Source organism: Thermosipho atlanticus DSM 15807 (assembly GCF_900129985.1).
Taxonomy (GTDB): domain Bacteria; phylum Thermotogota; class Thermotogae; order Thermotogales; family Fervidobacteriaceae; genus Thermosipho_A; species Thermosipho_A atlanticus.
This window is the reverse complement of record NZ_FQXN01000005.1, coordinates 88,460-108,292: the sequence shown is the minus strand read 5'-3', so window position 1 is coordinate 108,292 and position 19,833 is coordinate 88,460. Positions and strand designations below refer to the sequence as shown.

Genomic DNA, 19,833 nt, shown 5'->3' with positions numbered 1-19,833 from the left:
ACAATCGAGGTGTTACAAATGAAAAATGCTATAATACTTGCTATCGGAAATGAACTTGTTGAAGGAATTATTGTTGATACTAATTCAAAATATGTAGCAAATAAACTATTAGACTATGGTTTTAAAATAATTGCCATTAAAACCTTACCAGATGATTTAGAAATTCTTGTTCCGGAAATAAAAGAATCATTAGATAAAGCCGACTTAGTTGTAACAACTGGAGGACTTGGACCAACAAATGATGATTTAACTCGCGAAGCCATATCTCTTGCTACAGGAAAGAAGCTAATATATAACGAAAAGTTAGGAGAAAAAATCCTAAAAAAAGCAGAAGAATATTACAAAGAAGTTCCAGAAAACGTTAAAAGACAAGGATATATTTTCGAAGGAGCCATTGTTATTGAAAATCCTGTGGGAACAGCTCCAGGACAATTGTTAAAACTCGGAAACAAAACCATTATCATTCTACCTGGTCCTCCCACGGAATTACAACCTATCTTTCAAAAAATATTAAAATATCTTGAAAAAGACAATCCTATATACGTTAGAAGAATAAAAACAATAGGAATTCCGGAAGCTGTTCTCGTTGAAAAATATAAAAAAATCATATACTCGCGACCTGACATAACTGTTGCAACAATGGCAAGTTATAAATCCGGAGTTGAATTAAGATTTTCTGGAAAGTATTCGTTAAAAAATGAAATAGACAAAATCGTCCAAAAGCTTTTAGAAAAAATTTCTGAATATGTTTATGCTATTGATGAAAAAAATATTGAAGAAGTGCTTTTTGAAAAATTGAAGATGCTTGGCAAAACTGTTTCCTTTGCCGAATCTTGTACAGGAGGGCTTGTTTCTTCAATCTTCGTAAATGTTCCTGGAATTTCAAAAGTTTTTAAAGGTGCAATTGTTGCATATTCTAACGAAATAAAAGAAAAAATATTAAACGTAAAAAAAGAAACTTTGCAACAATTTGGAGCAGTTAGCAAGGAATGTGTAATGGAGATGGCAAAAGGAGTCTCCTCTTTGTTTTCTACAGACTATTCGATCGCAATTTCCGGTATAGCAGGACCTACAGGAGGCTCGAAAGAAAAACCTGTTGGTACTGTTTGGATTTGTGCTTATAAACTTGAAAGCAATGAATACTTATATGAAAAGTTCTTATTTAAAGGGAATAGGGAAATAATTAGATACAAAGCTGTTTTACATTCTTTCAATCTTCTAAGGAGGTTAATCCATGAGGAAAAAAAGAAAAATAACAATTAAGGATGTGGCAAAAAAAGCGGGGGTAGGCGTTGGAACAGTTTCAAGAGTAATTAATAATAATCCACATGTTAAAGCTCAAACCAAGGAACACGTCCTAAAAGTTATACAAGAACTTGGTTATTTGCCTAATCCACATGCAAGGAGGCTTTCAAGTGGACACACAAAAATAGTAACTACTATATTTCCTCAAATGGTTGGAGAATTTCATCAATTACTATTAAGTGGTATTGACAGTGAACTTGAAAAGGAAGGATATACTTCATTTGTTTACCCTCTATACAGTGAGAACAGGTATAACTTTGTCCGTGAAAGTTCAGATTTTGTGCTAGGAACTGATGGTTTAATAGTTGATGCATTAAATGTTGATCAACTTCTTTTACAATTTATTCCCAAAAATATGCCAGTTGTCTCTGTGGAGTACGAATCTGAAATGTATGATTCTGTTCTAGTAGATAATTATTACGGTGGAATGCTTGCAGGAGATTATCTTGCAAATTTCGACGAAGAAATTTATATTATTACTCATAAAAAAGAAGGTCAACTTGAAAGTACTGTTTTTGAAGAACGAGTAAACGGATTTATTGAATCTATCGAAAGAAAAGGAAGAAAAGTAACGCAAATTTTTGAAATCCAACTCGACTGGCTTCAAGCGTTTAACACAGCTAAAATAATCTTTTCAAATTCAAAAAAGTGTGCTATCTTTGCTGCTACTGATTACTTTGCCTTTCCTGTATTAGAATACGCAAGAGTTGTGGGGTTAGAACCAAACAAAGATTTCCACCTTTGTGGATTTGATAATCTTACACTTTCTGATATTTTAAATATTACTACTATAAAACAACCAATTGTAGAAATGGGATCAATTGCAGGTCAAATACTTCTGAGGAAAATTTTAGGTTATGTTAGAAAACCCCAAACAATTGTTTTAAAACCTGAACTTATTTTAAGAAAAACGTAAATTTTAAAAGGAGAGGTTAAATGCTTGAATTAAAACCTATAGTTTTTACAGAATATATCCAAGCTCCAATAGAAAAAGTATGGAATACTTTTGTAAATGAAAATGGTTGGGATCCATGGTTTACAGATGGAATGAAAATGGAATTAAAAGAAGGAGGAAAAATTTCCTTCAGATGGGTACGTCTCACAAATGGAGAAATAGTTACCGATAGTGGATACACCGTTTATTTAGTTCAAAATAAACTTTGGGAATTTTGGTGGTATGAATATGAAGACGGTTTTAGATCAAGAGCAACGATGAAGTTCCAGAGGGATGACAATAAAGGAACTTGGATAACAATAACAGATCACACTCTAGTTAAAAATCTAAATGAACTTGAAATAAGATACGGATGTGCGTACGGTTGGGGACAAATGATGGTATATGCTAAAACTTATATCGAAAAAGGACTGATAATTATATAAATGTTAGAATTTGGTTAGTTTTTTGGAATTTTTCACAACAATATATTGTTGTTTGGTAAATAAGTAATACAATATATTGTTTTTCTTACCAGCGGTAAGAATTTTAGATTTCCAAAACCTTAGTTTCTTACCATTTTATTTATAGACGTTACTAAATAATTCTTGGATTTAAAACAACATAGAAAAATAACCGCAATAGAAGCTTTTATATTCTAATTTTCTAAATTTCTTACCACTATCAACTACTATAACTTTCCATGGTTGCGGTAAGTTATAAAATTATATATAGCAATGTTTAGAAAGACTTTATTGATATAACTTTCCAAGAACACAACTTACCTATTATTACTACTAAAAAAGATTAAATAATAGAAAGGAATGATCTAATGATAGAAGAAATTTTAAAAAACGAACTTGACCAAGAACAATTCGATGCTGTAACAAAATCCGAGGGTAAAACACTTGTTATAGCAGGACCAGGCAGTGGAAAAACAAGAGTCATAACCTATAAAATAGCCTATTTAATTAGTAAAGGAATAAAACCATCTGAAATAATGCTCGTTACCTTCACAAAAGCAGCAGCAAAAGAAATGTTACAAAGAGCAAAACAAGTATCAAAATCAAAACTAGAAGGATTACTAGGAGGAACTTTTCACCATATCTGCAACCTATTCCTCAGAAAATATGGGACAGTTATTGGTATAAAAAACAACTTTACAATCCTAGATACAGAAGATTCAAAAGACGTCATGGAAAATGCAAGAGCACAAATAATTCCAAAATCTGAAAAAAAACGGATGCCTACAGCCAAGCAACTCCTTGCAATCAATTCATACATGAACAACACACTTTGTTCCATAAGAGAAGCTATCTCTAAATTTAACCCAGCTTTCCTTGAACACGAACATATCATAGAACAAATACTCATAAAATATCAACAAGAAAAATCTCTTCAAAATTCTCTAGACTATGATGATCTTCTAATTAATACATTACATATTCTTTCTACAAACAAAGCAATTAGACTCAAAGAGTCTTCAAGATTCAAATGGATACTTGTCGACGAATTTCAAGATACTAACATAGTTCAATTCCAAATAGCAAACCTTCTTTCAGAAGTACATGGTAACTTAATGGTTGTTGGTGATGATGCACAAAGTATCTATTCTTTCAGAGGGGCAAGATTTGAGAATGTTCTTGAGTTCCAAAAAGAAGCCAAAGTTTTTAAAATTCAAACAAACTATCGCAGTTCTCAAGAAATAGTCAATCTTATTAACGAACTCCTTCCAAAAAAAGCTATCCCTAAAGTTTTACGTGCTACACGTAAAACAGGAACAAAACCTTTTCTTGTTCAAGTCTTCGATCACTATGATGAAGCTGACTTTGTTGCTAACGAAATATTAAACTACCACAATCAAGGTATTTCATTAAACGATATAGCAGTATTATACAGGGCTCATGCTCATTCCCTTGAACTCCAACTTGAACTTTCGAAACACGGTATACCTTTTAAAATATTTTCTGGTCTAAGATTTACCGAAACAGCCCATGTAAAAGATTCTCTTGCTTTCCTTAAAGTTACAGTAAATCCATCTGAAAAAATTTCATGGACTAGATTACTTAAATTGTTATCAGGTATTGGAAAGATTAAGGCCAATAGAATAGCCGAAAGCATTGTCAAATCACAAAATCCATTCAAGGAATTAGAAAATATAAAAGAAAAAAGTGAGGAATTCAAAACAGTTAGGAAAATTATTCTGGAGAGTTTAGAATTCGAAAATCCTGGAAAAAGACTAGAAAAGTTTTATTTAGAATTTTATAGAAGCTATCTTGAACGATCGTATGATGACTACAGAGAAAGACAAGAAGATTTAGAAAGATTAATTGAAATGGCAGGATTTTACCAAAATACAGAAAATTTTCTTACAGACATCTTAATCAGTGAAAGTTACGAAATATCTCAAGTAAATGAGTTTGAAACTGACAAGGAAAAAGAAAAAGTTACTTTAACAACTGTCCATCAAGCAAAAGGACTTGAATGGAAAGTTGTTTTCATATTAAGTATAAATCCCGGGGACTTTCCACACATTATGTCTTTAAGAGAAAATAATTTAGACGAAGAAGAAAGACTATTTTATGTAGCAATTACTAGAGCAAAAGATTACCTATATTTAATTTACAGCGTCGGTGGATCTTCACGAATATTCTACGGAAATGACTACATCATGCGTCGAGGAAAAAACTTTATTGATGATATTCCTTTTCATCTTGTCGAACATCTAGAATATGGAGTGGGAAAATGATTTTTGTTGGTACAAGCGGTTATCAATTTGACGATTGGATTGGCGAAGTTTATCCAGAAAACATAAAGTCGAAAGAACTTTTAAATTACTATTGGATGCATTATGGTTTTAATACAGTCGAGCTTAATTTTACTTACTATACATTGCCAAGCTACAGATCTATAGTAACTATTTTGAGGAAACTTCCGCATAATTTTTACATTTCAGTTAAATTATATGGTAAGATTACTCATGAAAAGAATCTTGAATATCTGGATAAATTTCTCGAAAACACAAAGATACTTATGGAAGAAAATCGATTAATTGGTTATTTAGCACAATTTCCATTTTCTTTTATGAAAACAAAAGAAAACATATTATTTGTAAATTTAATAGCAGAAAAAGTCCCTAGGCTGTTCGTCGAATTCCGGCATGCTTCTTGGATTTCATTTGACTCAGAAAAATTTGAGATCGTAACAATTGATCAACCAAAATTGCCCAATTTTTATCCTTTTATTATAAAAGCAAAAAAGTTCTTATATGTAAGACTTCATGGCAGAAACAAAAATTGGTTTAAACATGATGTTAAAACAAGATACAATTATAATTACTCAACAAATGAAATGATAAAAATATGGGAAACGATAAAAAAATTTAGAGGAGATAAAGCAATCTATTTTAACAATTGTTTCAAAGGAAAAGCACTAAAGAATGCATTACTTTTTAGAAAACTTGTTGGTGGTGAAAAAATTGACATTTTTCAATAAAAAAGAACATATAGAAAGTAGTAATAGTCAAAAAAAGTGGAATGATGAAAAAGAATTTATAAAGGCCTTAAAACGTGGTGAAGAATTGGCTTATAGAAAACTATACAGAGAATATGCACCAAAAATAGGTGCTTTTGCAAGAACGTATTTTGGTACAGACGATATCGATGATGTTGTTCAAGAGGTAATGTTGAGAATTTTTAAAGGAATAAAGAAATTTAAAGGCAATTCATCATTGTCAACTTGGATTTATAGAATAACAATGAATGTTTGTAATACATTGTATGAAAAATATAAGAAGAAAAATGAAAAAGTTTTCAGTGTTCAAAATGACGAAGATGGGGAAAGAGAGATTGAAATAGTAGATCCAAGAAGAGATGTTTACAGAGAAGTTCAACAGGAACTACTGTATGAAAAAATCTTAGATATTTTGGAAAAATTACCTGAAAAAGAAAGAATTTTAATTAAACTAAGGGATATCGATGGACTTTCATACAGTGAAATTGCCAAAATTTTGGACATTCCTGAGGGAACAGTAAAAAGCAGATTACATAGTGCAAGAGAAAAACTTAAAAAGGCTTTGAAGGAGGAAGGTTTCATATGAGAATTGAAGAAGAAATTTATACTAAAGCTATTAATGCTCTTGAAAAAAGAATTTATTATAATCCAGGAAGTATGCTTGAAGAAAAGATTATTAGTCGGATAAAAAAGAAAAAAAGATTTAGTGTAGCAAGAGTGGCAGTATTAATAACAGCTATTGTAGTTATTGCTACAATTTTAGTATTCAATAACATGACTACTACCATAAAACAAAGACCGTTATACTCAGCTTACGAAAATTCTCAACAAATTCCAAAAAAATATGAGCCTATTTTGGATATAAGTCTTGTTAGTGATGGATTTTGAGAGGTGAAAAAGTGAAGAAATTTGTTGTTATATTACTTTTGTTTTCGGTTTATATTTTTGCTATAAGCTATCATGCGTATCGTTTTGTAATTGAGTACACTAAAGATGCGCAATATACAAGATATGAAGAAGTTTTTTACAAAGATGGAGATAAAATTGTTTTTGTGAAAAGTCCAAAGAAAGTTGTTTGGGTTAAGCTGGGGGAAAAATATTACATTGGAACTACAAATGAATTAAAATTATGTCCTCCCATAAAGGATTTAGAAGATATTTTCTATGACTATGCTAATTTTCATAAAATTTCCTTGGACGTTGATGGAGAAATAACAATTTCCGAGAAAGCTTTTACAATGAAAGCGATAAAAATTAATGGCATGTTAGAAAAGATTATCAGAAAATTCGAAAATGTTATTACTGAAATGATATATATATACGTTCCATCAAGGTATACGTTTGAGGATATTCTTTCGTCTTTTAAATTGATTGATAAAAGTGAGATACCTGAAAAAATATATGATGTCTTTAATTTACTCCTATGGTTTAATGTAGAATACGAAGACGATAAGTTAAAAGTGTATGCTGTAGACAAAAATGGTGAAAATGTTATATTTGAGATTTCTGATAAGAGTGGGGATTTCCAAGTTGAAAATTATTATATAACAATTCTAGAAGCTTCAGATGACACTAGGAAGGAAATAGAAGATGAAATCAGCAGTAATAATTGATGGATATGTTGATGAACCAGCAGTTTTAGGAGTACCTCCATATATAAGTACATATACCCGCTACATAGCGGGTACTTTGTTTATTAAAGGATTTGATGTTGATTATATTACAATTGATGAAATCAGAAAAAGAAACCTTTGGCAAAGGTTTAATAACTATGATGTTTTAGTTATTCTTTCTTCTATTACTGTCCCTGGAAAATACATAGGTGGTATTCCTATAAAATTGAACGAAATCAATAAAATTTTTGAATTGAATAAAAAACCTTTAAGAATTTTAACCGGTGCTTCAGTAAAAGTTGTAAATATCACAGAAATAGATGACATAGCAGAAGATTTTGTGTATTATGCTTTTGAGAAAAAAGATTATAACATTATTCGAAAAGTATCTCTTGAAGGAGCTAAGATTGTAAAGAAACATCCTAGGTATCCTGAGGTTATTTGTGAGATAGAAGTTTCTCTTGGTTGTGAACGGAGAACTTTTTGTACGTTTTGTAGTGAACCAATTTTACATCCAGGTTTTATTTCAAGACCCGTAAAAGATATTATTGATGAAATTGAAGAACTTTACAAAAACGGAGTTAAAGCTTTTAGACTTGGAAGAAGTGCAAATATACTCGCATATGGATTTGAGAAAAATAATAAAAGAATTAATGTTGCATATATTAAAGAATTATACGAAGGAATAAGAAGGGTAGCACCAGATCTAGAGGTGTTACATACAGATAATGCTAATCCAGCATTTATTGCACAGAATTATCCAGAAAGTGCAAAGGCTTTAGAAATCATTGTGAAAAATAATTCCGAAGGTGATGTTTTATCATTTGGTATAGAAAGTTTTGACGAGATTGTAAGAAGAAAAAACAATATTCAAGGTGGTATAGATGATATTGATTTTTCTATTAAATTAGTTAATGAAATTGGTGGTATTAGGGTAAATGGTGTTCCAAAATTATTACCAGGATTGAATTTTATATTCGGACTTCCGGGTGAAACAAAAAAATCATATGAATTATTATATTCAAAATTAAAACAGTATTTAGATGAGGGGATTTTACTTCGTAGAATAAATTTAAGGCAATTAATGATAGTTCAAGATACACCACTGTGGTATTTAGCTAAAAAGCGTAGAGTAAAAATTAATCATAAGTTGTTCAAGCATTACAAATACTTGATTAGAAATAATATAGATTCAGAAATGATAAAACGTGTATTTCCAAAAGGTACAGAAATAAAAAATGTTATACCCGAATTTTCTGAAGGGAATATTAAGTTTGGAAGACCACTTGGTACTTATCCTATCCTTATTGGAGTAATTGGGAGATTTAATGAAAAGAGTGATATAATTGTAATTGATCACGGAATTAGGTCAATTACAGGAATTGTAAAAAACTTAAGAGTTCATGAATTATCATTAAGTGAGCTTACGAAAATTCCAGGAATAGGAAAAAGAAAAGCAGAAGAGATAAAGAATAAATATCCAAATCTTTTGGTTAAAGATTTGATTTTAGGGTGATTAAATTGAGAATCAACTTAAGTGAATATTGTGATTTAGTTACTAGTAAAATTATTTTAGAAACATCCATTGAAATATTAAAAAAAGGGGATGTTCCTGTATTTTTTGAAACACTTTCGGAAAAATTGAAGAGTTTCTTAAATTTTGATGGTTGGACAGTTGTTGGTATCTTAGAGAACAAACCGAAATTTATCGCTTATTCAAAACATTATGAAAGATTGAATTTTGAGAAAATTGAGGAGAAAATGTCTAATAGAGAGAAATTTATTTATATGCAGGTTAAAAGTAAGAGAAGATGGAGATATATAAAAAATTTACAAAAAGAAGAAATATGGATTCCTAGGGGAAATATATTATCTTCTTGGATTGGAATTCCTCTTATATTCAAAGATATTGATGTTTACACAATTTTAAACTTGGAATATTTCACACCAAAAAAATTAACAACTAAGAATAAAATATTTTTAGATCATTTTCAAAAGAATTTTTTTGTATATGCTTCAAAATTTTTGGATATAAAAGCACTTTTTGATCAGAAATATATTGATCCTCTCACTGGACTCAAGAATAGATTTTATCTGGAAAAGGTATTTAGTGAGATAGATAACTCTGAAAAGATTGGAATTATATTCTGTGATTTAGATGGTTTTAAAAATATTAATGATAAGTATGGTCATAAATTTGGAGATGAGGTATTGAAAATAGCATCAAAAAGAATTAAAAATATTGTTAAATCTACAGATGATGTTATAAGGTATGGTGGAGATGAATTTGTTGTTTTAACAAAAAACACAGAAGGAGTAAACAAAATTATAAATAGAATTAAGCAGTTTGTTAGTAAGAGAGAAATATCTATAGATAATCAGGTGGTAAATATAGGTATATCTTGTGGTTATGCAATATTTCCAGATGAAACGAATAATCTACAAGAGGCTCTTAACATATCTGATATGAGAATGTATAAAGAAAAAGAAAAGAATAAGAATATTTACAAAAGGAGATAAAGTATTGACAACGGACTATGAAATATTTGAAAATTCAAATCTTATAGAAAAAAATTTTAAAGAATTTAAATTTAAAGAAAAACTTGGTAGATATAACATTTTTATTCTGGCAAAATATTATCCTTTGAATAGCTTTCCAGATGAAATACTTGAGAATGATGAAAGAATTTTAAGGCAAAAAATTTACAAGTTTAAAAATGGTGAAAGAGAGACAATAAATAGTTTCGCTAAAGTTATTTCAAATTTACTTAGTAAAAATATTGATAAAGATACAGTTTTTTGTGTAATACCTGCTTCTACGAAAAAAAGTAATAAAATTAGATACAAGAAATTTTCTAAACTTGTTTCGAGAAAACTAGGTATTAATAATGGTTATAAATTCTTAAGAATTTTGAAAGAAAAAAAACCTAAGCACATTTCTGGAAAAGAAGAAAACATTTTGAAATATGTAAAAATCAATTCTAAAAAAATTAAAAATAAAACAGTAATTTTATTTGATGATATCATTACAACTGGTAATTCATTTCAAAAAATAGCGGATACTCTCATTGCATATGGTGCAAAAGATGTAATTGGAGTATTTCTTGCACAAACTATAAGGAATAACGAAAAGGTTTCTTCATTAACGAGTTATAATTGTCTTTTTTATCCAAAGTTTTTTGATAACATACTAAGTAAATTAGATATGAATTTTTTTATTGGATTTTCAAACTTTTTTATAGATGACTCTTTTATTTTCACACCAGAAGAAGACAACACCCCCCTTATTTTGACTGCAAAGATATATAATAATATTCTTCAAAGAGGTGTTCCTACTTATTCCTCACTTTTCTTTGAGAGGAAATTAAGCGAAAAAGTTAATAAAACGTCTATAGACAGATATATAACAGAACTAAAAAATCTTCAGGTTTCAAAAGATAACATTTTCGCAATTTCTATCCTTTCTTCATGGCTCCATAAAATTCTTGTTAAAGAAATAGTATATGGTGGTTTAAATGAGAAAAAAGAGTGGAGAATAGCAGTTATTGAAAATGATGCTTCCTTTTCAAAGATTGCTATGGAAGATTTTTCATTGTACATGAAAAATTTATCAAGATTGTTTGATTCCACATTTCCAAAAATTAATTTAACAGTTTTTAGAGAAGAAGACGTAGATTTGTTGGAAAATAGTGAGTTAATTGAAGTTCAGTACAAGAATTTGCCGGAAATTGAAAGCGATGAAAAATTTGACCTCATTATTGATTTTGGAATGAATGTTAAGAGGAGACAATATAACATAAAGAATAATAAGTACATTAAAGTTTTTCCATTGTATTATGCTTTATCTGATAACTCTAAAGAATTTTATGATTTTGAAATTCAAAAATATACTATAAATAAGGAAAAAGAGAATTCTTTAAAATTTATCCTTGAAAATGTGTTTAGAAAGAAAGATTTTAGAGAGGGACAACTGGAATTAATATCAAATATCTTAGGAACAAAATCAGTAATTGGTCTTTTTCCTACGGGAAGTGGAAAATCACTTACATACCAATTAAGTGCTTTGTTGCAACCAGGAACCATTGTTATAGTTGATCCAATAAAGTCTTTGATGGAAGATCAAGTTAAAAAGTTAAAAGAATTAGGTATAAATTCCTGTGCATATATAAACAGTGATCAGAAAAAAGAAAACAAGGAATTAATTTTGAAAGATTTAAAATTTGGTAGATATAAATTTTTATTTATTTCTCCTGAAAGACTACAAATAAAAAGTTTTAGAAAATTATTAAATGAGATAAACTTGAAGTTACCTTTTTTGGTAATTGATGAAGCTCATTGTATCTCGGAGTGGGGACATGATTTTCGACCATCTTATTTAAACGTTTCTAAAAATTTAAAACAAATTGTAAATGACAAAAACCCTAAAATAATAGCCCTAACAGGAACAGCATCGTATGTTGTTTTAAAAGATATCCAAGAGATTTTAAATCTTAAAGATAACGTTTCAATTCTAACTCCTAAAACATTTGACAGAAAAGAATTACATATGGAGGTTATCAAAACATTTGAAAAAGAGCAAGTTTTAATAGATATTCTATATAAGAGGTTACCAAAGTTGTTAAATGTAGAAAACACTTTTGAAGTGGCTGGAATAATTTTTTCAAACACTATTTCCGGGGAAAATGGGGTTTATTCTATTTATAAAACATTAAAGAATTGTGGTTTAAAACCAGGGATTTATTCTGGTAAAAAACCAAAAAAGTTAAAAACGAAAGATTATAATAGGTACAAACAAGAAATACAATCCAAGTTTCTAAATGAGGAAATACAATTATTAGTTGCAACAAAAGCTTTTGGAATGGGAATTGATAAATCAAATATTAGATATACCATTCATTATAACCTTCCTTCATCTATTGAGTCTTTTTACCAAGAAGCAGGAAGGGCGGGAAGGGATAGGAAAAAATCATATTCTTTTTTGATTTTTACAGAAAAGAATCCCGCGCTGACTGATGTTATTCTTAATACAAAAATTTCTAATAAAATTGCTTTAAAAATATTTGAGAATTATAAATTTATAAATGATGATATTTTTTCTCAATTACATTTTCATTTTAATTCGTTTAAAGGTAAAAGTTATGAAATAGCAAAAACTCTAAATTTTTACGAAAAAATTAAGAAATACATTTCAACAATAAATGAAGGGAGTTACAAATTCATTGAGGTGAAATCTAAGGAGAATTATTTTGAAAAGATACTTTATAGACTAAACGTTTTAGGGATTATTGACAATTATACTGTGGAATATAAAGCTAATGAAAAGATATATGAATTAAAAATTTCGAAAAAAACGCAGGAAGATGTGGCTTTTAATTTAAATAAATTTTTATTTGGAGTCAAAAAAATTGAGAATATTGATAAAAGGGTAAGAGTAGAAGAAGCTATAAAGATATTAATTGACTATATGTATGAGAGAGTGGAAAAACAAAGGAGAAAAACATTATTTAATTTAGTTCAATTAGCTAGAAATGCAAGTAGTAACGAAGAAGTAAAGCGATATATTTTAAATTATTTTAATGAATCAATTTATACCAGAAAAATTATAGAAATAATTCAAAAAAAAGATGAGAGAAAATTATTGAGTTTTATAGATGAAATAAATGAAGAAGCAAGCAGAAAAGAACTGGAGTTTTTAAGCTCAAATATTGAAAGACTTTTTGAAAATTACCCAGACAATTCATATTTATATTTAATCAAAGCTCTTTTGGGGTTGAAGAACCAAAAGGAAAAAATTGTTATTAATAATCTTAGAATCTTTTCATTGTATTCAAACAAACTCTTTGTGGAAAAAGTTCTGAAAAAAATTCAAAAAATCGCAAGGAATTATTGTATGGATATTAATGAAAAGAAGTTAAAAAAATCGGAATTTAAGAAAGCAAAAGTAATATTAAGATAGTAATAATCGTTTAAGCTTTTTAAATGTGGTAATTGATATAATTACAGCAACAGTAATAGAACCAATCATAGCAAGTAAAGAAAAAAGTTTGGTTGAATAAGATGCCTGAGGATTACTTAAAAATATTAATGGAAATATTGCTCCAAAACCAGTTCCCATAGTAATACCTTCAATTGTTAGAGTCTGCCATATCCCGAAAATTTTACTCATGTTCTCGGTACTTGGAGGATTCTTTACGACAAAGTACATTCCGATTATGGAACTCATTGTAAATAGAAGGAAAGAAATAGGGAGAATAATTAAAATGAGTGGAGAAGGACTCATTTTAATAGATGAAATGAGAAACACTCCTACTACGATTAAAAAATTTAAAATAGTTGGAATGCTTATTTTAGGAACCATTAAATTAGTAAGTTTTATAGGATATGTGAGAGTAATTTTAATATTTGAAACTTCCGCAGTGGTTAGTATAGCAGTTTCAAACGCGACATAAAAAGTAGTTATAGGAATTATAGTAAAAATAGTTACAAAAGGATCTTTGTTAACAAGAGAGAAGAAAATTCCAAAGCCTATTGGATATAATATAAAGTATAAAAATTGTTCGTATCTTTTAACAGCTTTAAAGTCTTTATAAAAAATTGCTTTAAATACTGAACCTGAACCTTTGATTTTATAGTTCTTTTTAGTTTTTCTTTCAATAGATTCAAAAGCCATATTATTTGCTAAAATTGAGAAAATAATTATAAGGAAGAAAGCAGTTATAAAAGCAAAAAGTAATGTTTCAGATGAGATAAAACTCCATACTAGAAAATTGTAAGCTTTATTTGAAAAACTTAGTAAATTAGCTAGTGCTTGAAACTCCATTACATTTATGTTTTGAAAGCTTATAATAAAAAAATAAAAGAATATTGCTGAAAGAGAAATTAATAAGTTTATTTTTCTTACAATTCCTTTGTTTGCTTTTTTACCTAGTAAAATTGCAATAACTGAAGAAAAGGCTAGTAAAAAGAGAAAATGTGTGAAGATCTTAATAATTGCCAAGAATAAATTTTCTTTTGTAACTACAGAATAAGCAAGGTAGATAAAAAAGTAAAATGAAAGAACAAATATTTGTGAAATTGTTGAAACAAATATTTGATAGATTGTAAGAATTTTTCTTTTAATTGGCATTGTTAAAAGAAGTTCTATCTCTTCGTTTCTGGAAAAGGCATACATTGCCATACCAATGTATCCAATTATAAAAAACAAAGAAAGAATAGTCATCCAAAAGAGAAATAAGAGTTTAGTAATTTGTGGATCAACTGAATTTAACTTAGTAAAAAAACTTTTGGAAAAGAAAAAAACTATGATACCGAGAGGCAAGGAACCAAATAAAGATAAGATCAGGGTATTTTTGAAAGAATTGTATTTATTTTTTTTGGTTGAACTTCTTTGAGGTTGAAAGCTAGTAATACCATATTTAAGTAAAATAAAAAATTCTCTCATTATACGATCACCTCTACAATGATTCAACAATACGTTTTATATCTTCTTCTTGAGCAGTTAATTCCAAAAATAAATCTTCAAGGGTTTTGTTTTTACTACCGCTTTGTTTTTTTAAACCATCAATTGTTCCCTGAGCAATTATCTTTCCTTTATTTATTATTGCTATAACATCACACATTTTTTCTGCTATTTCGAGGATGTGAGTGGTTAAAAATATTGTTGTTCCTTGCTCTGAATATTTTTTTAAAAGTTCTTTCAATATTTTTGCACTTTTAGCGTCAAGGCCAACTGTAGGTTCATCAAGGAAAATTACTTCAGGTTTTCTCATTAACACACTAATTAGAATTAGTTTTTGCTTCATACCATGCGACATATCAGAAATTAGTTTTTCAAGATAATTTACTTCGAAAGCTTTGCAAAGCTCGTTAATTCTATTAAGTGTTTCTGAATTATTGGTGTTATATATATCCATTACAAATTCCAAGTATTCAAAACCTTTAAGATGATTATAAATCTTTGGTTCATCAGGAACAACTCCTATTCTTCTTTTTATTTCAATTTCGTTTTTTTTCATATCAAGACCTAGAATTTCGATTTCACCTTCCGTAGGTTTAAGAGTACCAGTTAACATACGAATTGTTGTGGTTTTTCCAGCTCCATTTGGTCCTAAAAAACCAAATATTTGTCCTTTGGGAACTTCTATGTTTATGTGATCAACGGCTATAAAGTCTTTGAACTTTTTGGTAAGATTTTTTGCTTTTATCATTTGTACCCCTCCAAAGTAGAAAAAGATCATTTTCTAAAATCATATATTATTCTTATATTATAAGTTTTATTTTTAAATTCGAGTGAATAGAACATAACTTTCCGTAAACCTGTATTTTTTTCACCGTTGTTTTCAACAATTGTAAAATTTTCCTCTGACAATTTTACAGAAAGCACTTTTAGTTCCTCGAAGTTATAATTAAAATTATACAAACTATCCCAGAACACATTTTCTGCATAAAGTTGTACAATTTCTTCCTGTTTAATTTTTTCATACACAATTTTTTGAGCATTTATAGTTGGAAAAATAACAGTAATTGCGATACCTAAAATTAAAATGGCAATAAGAGCTTCAATATAATTAATTTATCCCCCTCCTATCTTTCTTCAAGCCATTCTTTTGCAGTACCAACTATAAAATCTCTTTCAATTTCCACTTGTTCACCGGTTTCAAGATTACGTAATATTACTACGTCTCTTTCAAGTTCATTTTCACCAACTATAATACAAAGTTTGCAATTTAAACGTGAAGCGTGTTTTAATTGGGCACTTAAACCGCGTTCCATAGTATTAAAGACAACAGAAATCCCGATTTCACGCAATTCTTCGGATATTTTCAAAGCTTCAATTTTTGCCTTTTCTCCAAGATGAGCCACAAATATTTCATTATTCTTGATATTTTCTATGGGAATGTTTTCTTGTTTTAATGCTATTATCAATCTTTCTATACCCATTGCAAACCCTAAAGAAGGGGTGTTAGTTCCTCCTAATTCTTTTATTAACTTATCGTATCTTCCTCCTCCGCCAACAGCACTTTGAGCACCAAGTTTTCCATGGTGTATTTCAAAGATTATTCCATTATAATAATCAAGTCCTCTAACAAGTCTTGGATCTTCTTCGAAATTAATTTCCATAAGTTCTAAGAATTCTTTAGTTTTTTCATAATGATTTTTACAATCTTCACAGAGATAGTCTGTTATATTAGGAGCATTTTCTGCATATTTTGTATCTACTTTACAATCTAAAAGTCTCAAAACGTTTGTATTATATCTTTTTTTACAATCATTACATACTTTATCAAGAATATTCCTATAATATTCTTTTAGAGCTTTTCTATATTCTTGTCTATCTTTTTCACAACCTAAAGAATTAATCTTAATCTTATAATTAACAAGCCCGAGATTTTTGATGAATTTATCTGCAAGAATTATAGCTTCAACATCTGCAAGTGGAGAAGATGACCCGATCAATTCAACCCCAAATTGATGGAATTGTCTTTGTCGTCCAAGTTGAGGTCTTTCATATCTAAACATAGGTCCTATATAAAAAAGACGTTTTGGAAGACCTGTAGTAACCATTGAATTTTCAACAAACGCTCTAATGGTAGGGGCTGTTCCTTCAGGTCTGAGAGTAATACTTCTACCACCTTTATCTTCGAATGTGTACATTTCTTTTTGGACAATGTCGGTTTCTTCCCCAACACTTCTTACAAATAGTTCTGTTTGTTCAAATATAGGGGTTCTAATTTCCGAATAACCATATAATCTTGCAGTTTCTCTTGCTTTGTTTTCTATAAAGTACCAATATTTCATATCTTCCCCAAAAATATCCTCTGTGCCTTTTATTTTTTTGTACACTTTTTTTTCACCTCCAAAAGTCTTTCGTTTGCTACTTGTCTTCCTTCCTCATTTATATATTTCCAGATAACTTCTCCTTTCACTTTTAAAGCTTTTGAATACATTTCAATCGCTTTTTGACAGTTGTTTGTTCTCTCGTAAAATTTTCCTAATTCTACATAAGTATACACATGATTTGGGTTTAACTCAAGAGCTTTAAAAAGATGATATTGAGCTTTTGAAAGATTTCCAAAAGGTGTTTCAAGGTTTAATATTCCAACTAAAAGATGAGCTAGATATTGATCAGGACCGTATTTTACGGCATTTTCCGCAAATTCAAAAATTTTCTTGTAATAAATCAAAGCAAGCAAAAAATTCTTTTGGACGTAATGCCCATAAACCATCGCAGCGGCATATTGACATTTCCAATAAGTGGGGAAAGATTTTAAGAGGTTTTCAACATATTTTTTAGCTATATCTTGATATATCTTGACATTTCCGGTACCCCAAACATAAAGATCAGTATATGCAAGAACTACTTCACATTTGAAATCGAGAGGAAGTGATTGATAGTCAAGAGAATTAATTATTTTTAGAACTTTTTCTTGATTTCTTTCTCCCACAGCAATTTGAAGTTCAAGCTTAGTATATGCAAAAGAGATTATAGAAGTAATTAACAGTATACTAAAGAACAAATTTTTCAACCGCAAAACCCACTCCCCCATCATTATTTGAAACACTAATAAATCTTGCTAATGATTTAACATCTTCAGGAGCATTTGCCATAGCAACAGGAAATCCAACAATTTTCATTACTCCAACATCATTGTAATTATCTCCAAGAAACATAGTTTCTTCAGGTTTTACATTGAAGTAGTTTAATAAAAAAGATAAAGCTTCTTCTTTAGAGGCACCTCTGCCGAAAAATTCAAAAAAAGCCAACCCCTCATTTACACTGTTTTTTACTAAACTGAATTTTCCAGGAAATTTTTTTTCGATAATTTCTTTTATTTTTAAAATTTTCTCTTCTTTTCCAATTAAGACGACTTCCGCAACAACATCTTTAATAATGTGCTTTAGAACATCATCTACATAAGTTAGTCTCCAACTATTCTGTTCGATATATTTTTTGTATCCTCCTTCATGCCTTTTATCCATGTACATATCTTTTTTATCAAGAAAATCAGAAAATAGAATGTAATCAATTTTATTTTTTCGAGCGAGAAGAATAATTTCTTTTGCTATTGATGATGGAAGAGGAGATTCATACAAAATTTTGTTTTCAAAAGGCATATATATAAAAGCACCATTTTGTAATACTATTGGAACATCAAGTCCAAGTTCTTCTATATACTTTTTTGCAGAAAAATAATTTCTACCTGTTGCGATGCTTACATGGATACCTTTGTTTATTGCTTTTTTTAGAGCATTTATATTCCTTGGTGGTATATGTTTTTCATCATTCAAGAGAGTTCCATCTAGGTCACTAACAATGAGTTTAATCAATTTTTTCACCTCACAATTTCAACTTTTCCCATGTCTCCAATAACTAATCTCATAGCTTTTGGCTTTTTTTCGCTTTCAACAATTTGAACATGTTTTCCTATGAGAGAAGAGTCGATTGGATATGGCAAGTTTAAAAGTTTTACGTTATCCATGATTATACTATTTTGAATTTCGCAGTTTTCAACGATTACGTTATTCCCTATTGATGAATATGGTCCAATATAAGAATTTTTAACCACACAATTTTTCCCAATAATTACGGGACCTCTTATAGTGCTATTTATAATTTCAGTATTTTCCCCTATTGAAACTCTTCCTTGAATATCAGACGACGAGTCTGATACTCCTTTAATCTCGTGTTTTATGTAACTATCATCTAAAATTTTTCTGTTAGCTTCAATTAAATCTTCAGGTTTTCCAGTATCTTTCCACCAACCATATATTATATGACCTTTGACTTTAAAATCATTTGTAATTAAATAACCTATTGCGTCTGTTATTTCCAATTCTCCACGCCAAGAAGGTTTTATATTTTTAATTCCTTCAAATATGGTTTTTCTGAATAAATATAGTCCAATAATTGCAAGATTGGAAGGTGGTTCTTTAGGTTTTTCAATAACTTGAACTATTTCTCCATTCTTAACAACAGCAATACCAAATCTGGAAGGATCTTTTACGGGAGAAAGAAGTATAGAAGCTTGTAAGTTAGTATCTTTTTCGAATTCCTCAACAAATGGGTTAATGTTATCTAAAATTAGGTTGTCACCAAGATACATTAAAAAATCTTCGTCTCCAACAAAATCTTTTGAGATCCAAACAGCGTGAGCGAGCCCTTTGGGTTCTTCTTGAATTATATACTCCACTTTTAGACCAAAATGGTTACCGTTACCAATAAATTTCTGAAAATCTTTAATGTTTTCTGGGTTTACAACAATACCTATTTCTTCGATACCAGCATTTTTAATTTTTTCAAGGCTATAGTAAATAACGGGTTTGTTTGCAATAGGAATAAGATGTTTTGCTATTGTAAAAGTCAAAGGTCTTAATCTGGTGCCTTTACCAGCGCATAATATAAGAGCTTTCATTCTTTGCCCCCCTTTTTTACATTTACCCAATTTGATTATAACACATAGAAGATGA

General features: G+C 29.2%; 17 protein-coding genes. 11 read left to right on the top strand and 6 right to left on the bottom strand.

The genetic code is table 11. The features are described 5' to 3' along the window. Positions 1–18 precede the first annotated feature (18 nt). From BUB65_RS06965 to BUB65_RS06915, 11 genes are all read left to right on the top strand, one after another. Positions 19–1,263, top strand: a complete 1,245-nt coding sequence (locus BUB65_RS06965; protein WP_073073531.1) for a competence/damage-inducible protein A — start codon at positions 19–21, stop codon at positions 1,261–1,263. Then, the gene (locus BUB65_RS06960) at positions 1,235–2,221 is read left to right on the top strand and encodes a LacI family DNA-binding transcriptional regulator (RefSeq protein WP_073073528.1); all 987 of its coding nucleotides are present in this window, start codon (positions 1,235–1,237) and stop codon (positions 2,219–2,221) included. Before BUB65_RS06965 ends, BUB65_RS06960 begins: the two co-directional genes overlap by 29 nt. Before the next feature lie 20 nt (positions 2,222–2,241). Continuing rightward, positions 2,242–2,685: an SRPBCC family protein gene (locus tag BUB65_RS06955; RefSeq protein WP_073073526.1), complete on the top strand. Its 444-nt coding sequence runs from the start codon at positions 2,242–2,244 to the stop codon at positions 2,683–2,685. A gap of 386 nt (positions 2,686–3,071) precedes the next feature. Further along, positions 3,072–4,988 carry an ATP-dependent helicase gene (locus BUB65_RS06950; protein WP_073073523.1) on the top strand — a complete coding sequence of 639 codons (1,917 nt, stop codon included), beginning with the start codon at positions 3,072–3,074 and terminating at the stop codon, positions 4,986–4,988. Continuing rightward, complete coding sequence (locus tag BUB65_RS06945) at positions 4,985–5,734, top strand: DUF72 domain-containing protein (protein ID WP_073073520.1); 750 nt, start codon at positions 4,985–4,987, stop codon at positions 5,732–5,734. Before BUB65_RS06950 ends, BUB65_RS06945 begins: the two co-directional genes overlap by 4 nt. Continuing rightward, positions 5,718–6,338 carry an RNA polymerase sigma factor gene (locus BUB65_RS06940; RefSeq protein ID WP_234946842.1) on the top strand — a complete coding sequence of 207 codons (621 nt, stop codon included), beginning with the start codon at positions 5,718–5,720 and terminating at the stop codon, positions 6,336–6,338. The genes BUB65_RS06945 and BUB65_RS06940 overlap by 17 nt, the downstream gene beginning before the upstream one ends. Then, a complete protein-coding gene (locus tag BUB65_RS06935) occupies positions 6,335–6,640 on the top strand; it encodes a hypothetical protein (RefSeq protein WP_073073518.1) in 306 nt (101 codons plus the stop codon). Before BUB65_RS06940 ends, BUB65_RS06935 begins: the two co-directional genes overlap by 4 nt. Positions 6,641–6,651: 11 nt before the next feature. After that, the gene (locus BUB65_RS06930; protein WP_073073516.1) at positions 6,652–7,365 is read left to right on the top strand and encodes a hypothetical protein; all 714 of its coding nucleotides are present in this window, start codon (positions 6,652–6,654) and stop codon (positions 7,363–7,365) included. After that, a complete protein-coding gene (locus BUB65_RS06925) occupies positions 7,343–8,881 on the top strand; it encodes a radical SAM protein (RefSeq protein ID WP_073073513.1) in 1,539 nt (512 codons plus the stop codon). The genes BUB65_RS06930 and BUB65_RS06925 overlap by 23 nt, the downstream gene beginning before the upstream one ends. 5 nt (positions 8,882–8,886) lie before the next feature. Beyond that, positions 8,887–9,885 carry a GGDEF domain-containing protein gene (locus tag BUB65_RS06920; protein ID WP_234946841.1) on the top strand — a complete coding sequence of 333 codons (999 nt, stop codon included), beginning with the start codon at positions 8,887–8,889 and terminating at the stop codon, positions 9,883–9,885. A 4-nt stretch (positions 9,886–9,889) separates the two neighbouring features. Then, positions 9,890–13,321, top strand: a complete 3,432-nt coding sequence (locus BUB65_RS06915) for a RecQ family ATP-dependent DNA helicase (protein ID WP_073073511.1) — start codon at positions 9,890–9,892, stop codon at positions 13,319–13,321. Here the strand turns inward: BUB65_RS06915 and BUB65_RS06910 are convergent. The 6 genes from BUB65_RS06910 to BUB65_RS06885 all read right to left on the bottom strand — a co-directional run bounded on the left by BUB65_RS06910 (position 13,313) and on the right by BUB65_RS06885 (position 19,778). Next, the gene (locus BUB65_RS06910; protein WP_073073509.1) at positions 13,313–14,806 is read right to left on the bottom strand and encodes a hypothetical protein; all 1,494 of its coding nucleotides are present in this window, start codon (positions 14,804–14,806) and stop codon (positions 13,313–13,315) included. The two genes, BUB65_RS06915 and BUB65_RS06910, sit on opposite strands and share 9 nt — an antisense overlap. A 13-nt stretch (positions 14,807–14,819) precedes the next feature. Next, complete coding sequence (locus BUB65_RS06905; protein ID WP_073073505.1) at positions 14,820–15,572, bottom strand: ABC transporter ATP-binding protein; 753 nt, start codon at positions 15,570–15,572, stop codon at positions 14,820–14,822. A gap of 376 nt (positions 15,573–15,948) precedes the next feature. Further along, complete coding sequence (hisS, locus tag BUB65_RS06900) at positions 15,949–17,208, bottom strand: histidine--tRNA ligase (RefSeq protein WP_073073504.1); 1,260 nt, start codon at positions 17,206–17,208, stop codon at positions 15,949–15,951. Further along, entirely contained in the window at positions 17,193–17,891 is a 699-nt protein-coding gene (locus BUB65_RS06895; protein WP_234946839.1) for a tetratricopeptide repeat protein, read from the bottom strand. The genes hisS and BUB65_RS06895 overlap by 16 nt, the downstream gene beginning before the upstream one ends. Then, positions 17,872–18,702 carry a Cof-type HAD-IIB family hydrolase gene (locus BUB65_RS06890; RefSeq protein ID WP_234946837.1) on the bottom strand — a complete coding sequence of 277 codons (831 nt, stop codon included), beginning with the start codon at positions 18,700–18,702 and terminating at the stop codon, positions 17,872–17,874. Before BUB65_RS06890 ends, BUB65_RS06895 begins: the two co-directional genes overlap by 20 nt. Then, positions 18,699–19,778, bottom strand: coding sequence for a glucose-1-phosphate thymidylyltransferase (locus BUB65_RS06885; RefSeq protein WP_073073498.1), 1,080 nt, complete (start codon positions 19,776–19,778; stop codon positions 18,699–18,701). Before BUB65_RS06885 ends, BUB65_RS06890 begins: the two co-directional genes overlap by 4 nt. Positions 19,779–19,833: the final 55 nt, after the last annotated feature.

What these genes read in the sequence shown, in the direction of transcription:
- BUB65_RS06960 (WP_073073528.1), top strand. Translation starts at nt 1,235, where the DNA reads ATGAGGAAAAAAAGAAAAATAACAATTAAGGATGTGGCAAAAAAAGCG.
- BUB65_RS06935 (WP_073073518.1), top strand. Translation starts at nt 6,335, where the DNA reads ATGAGAATTGAAGAAGAAATTTATACTAAAGCTATTAATGCTCTTGAA.
- BUB65_RS06955 (WP_073073526.1), top strand. Translation starts at nt 2,242, where the DNA reads ATGCTTGAATTAAAACCTATAGTTTTTACAGAATATATCCAAGCTCCA.
- BUB65_RS06905 (WP_073073505.1), bottom strand. Translation starts at nt 15,572, where the DNA reads ATGATAAAAGCAAAAAATCTTACCAAAAAGTTCAAAGACTTTATAGCC.
- BUB65_RS06885 (WP_073073498.1), bottom strand. Translation starts at nt 19,778, where the DNA reads ATGAAAGCTCTTATATTATGCGCTGGTAAAGGCACCAGATTAAGACCT.
- BUB65_RS06965 (WP_073073531.1), top strand. Translation starts at nt 19, where the DNA reads ATGAAAAATGCTATAATACTTGCTATCGGAAATGAACTTGTTGAAGGA.
- BUB65_RS06945 (WP_073073520.1), top strand. Translation starts at nt 4,985, where the DNA reads ATGATTTTTGTTGGTACAAGCGGTTATCAATTTGACGATTGGATTGGC.
- BUB65_RS06910 (WP_073073509.1), bottom strand. Translation starts at nt 14,806, where the DNA reads ATGAGAGAATTTTTTATTTTACTTAAATATGGTATTACTAGCTTTCAA.
- BUB65_RS06925 (WP_073073513.1), top strand. Translation starts at nt 7,343, where the DNA reads ATGAAATCAGCAGTAATAATTGATGGATATGTTGATGAACCAGCAGTT.
- BUB65_RS06950 (WP_073073523.1), top strand. Translation starts at nt 3,072, where the DNA reads ATGATAGAAGAAATTTTAAAAAACGAACTTGACCAAGAACAATTCGAT.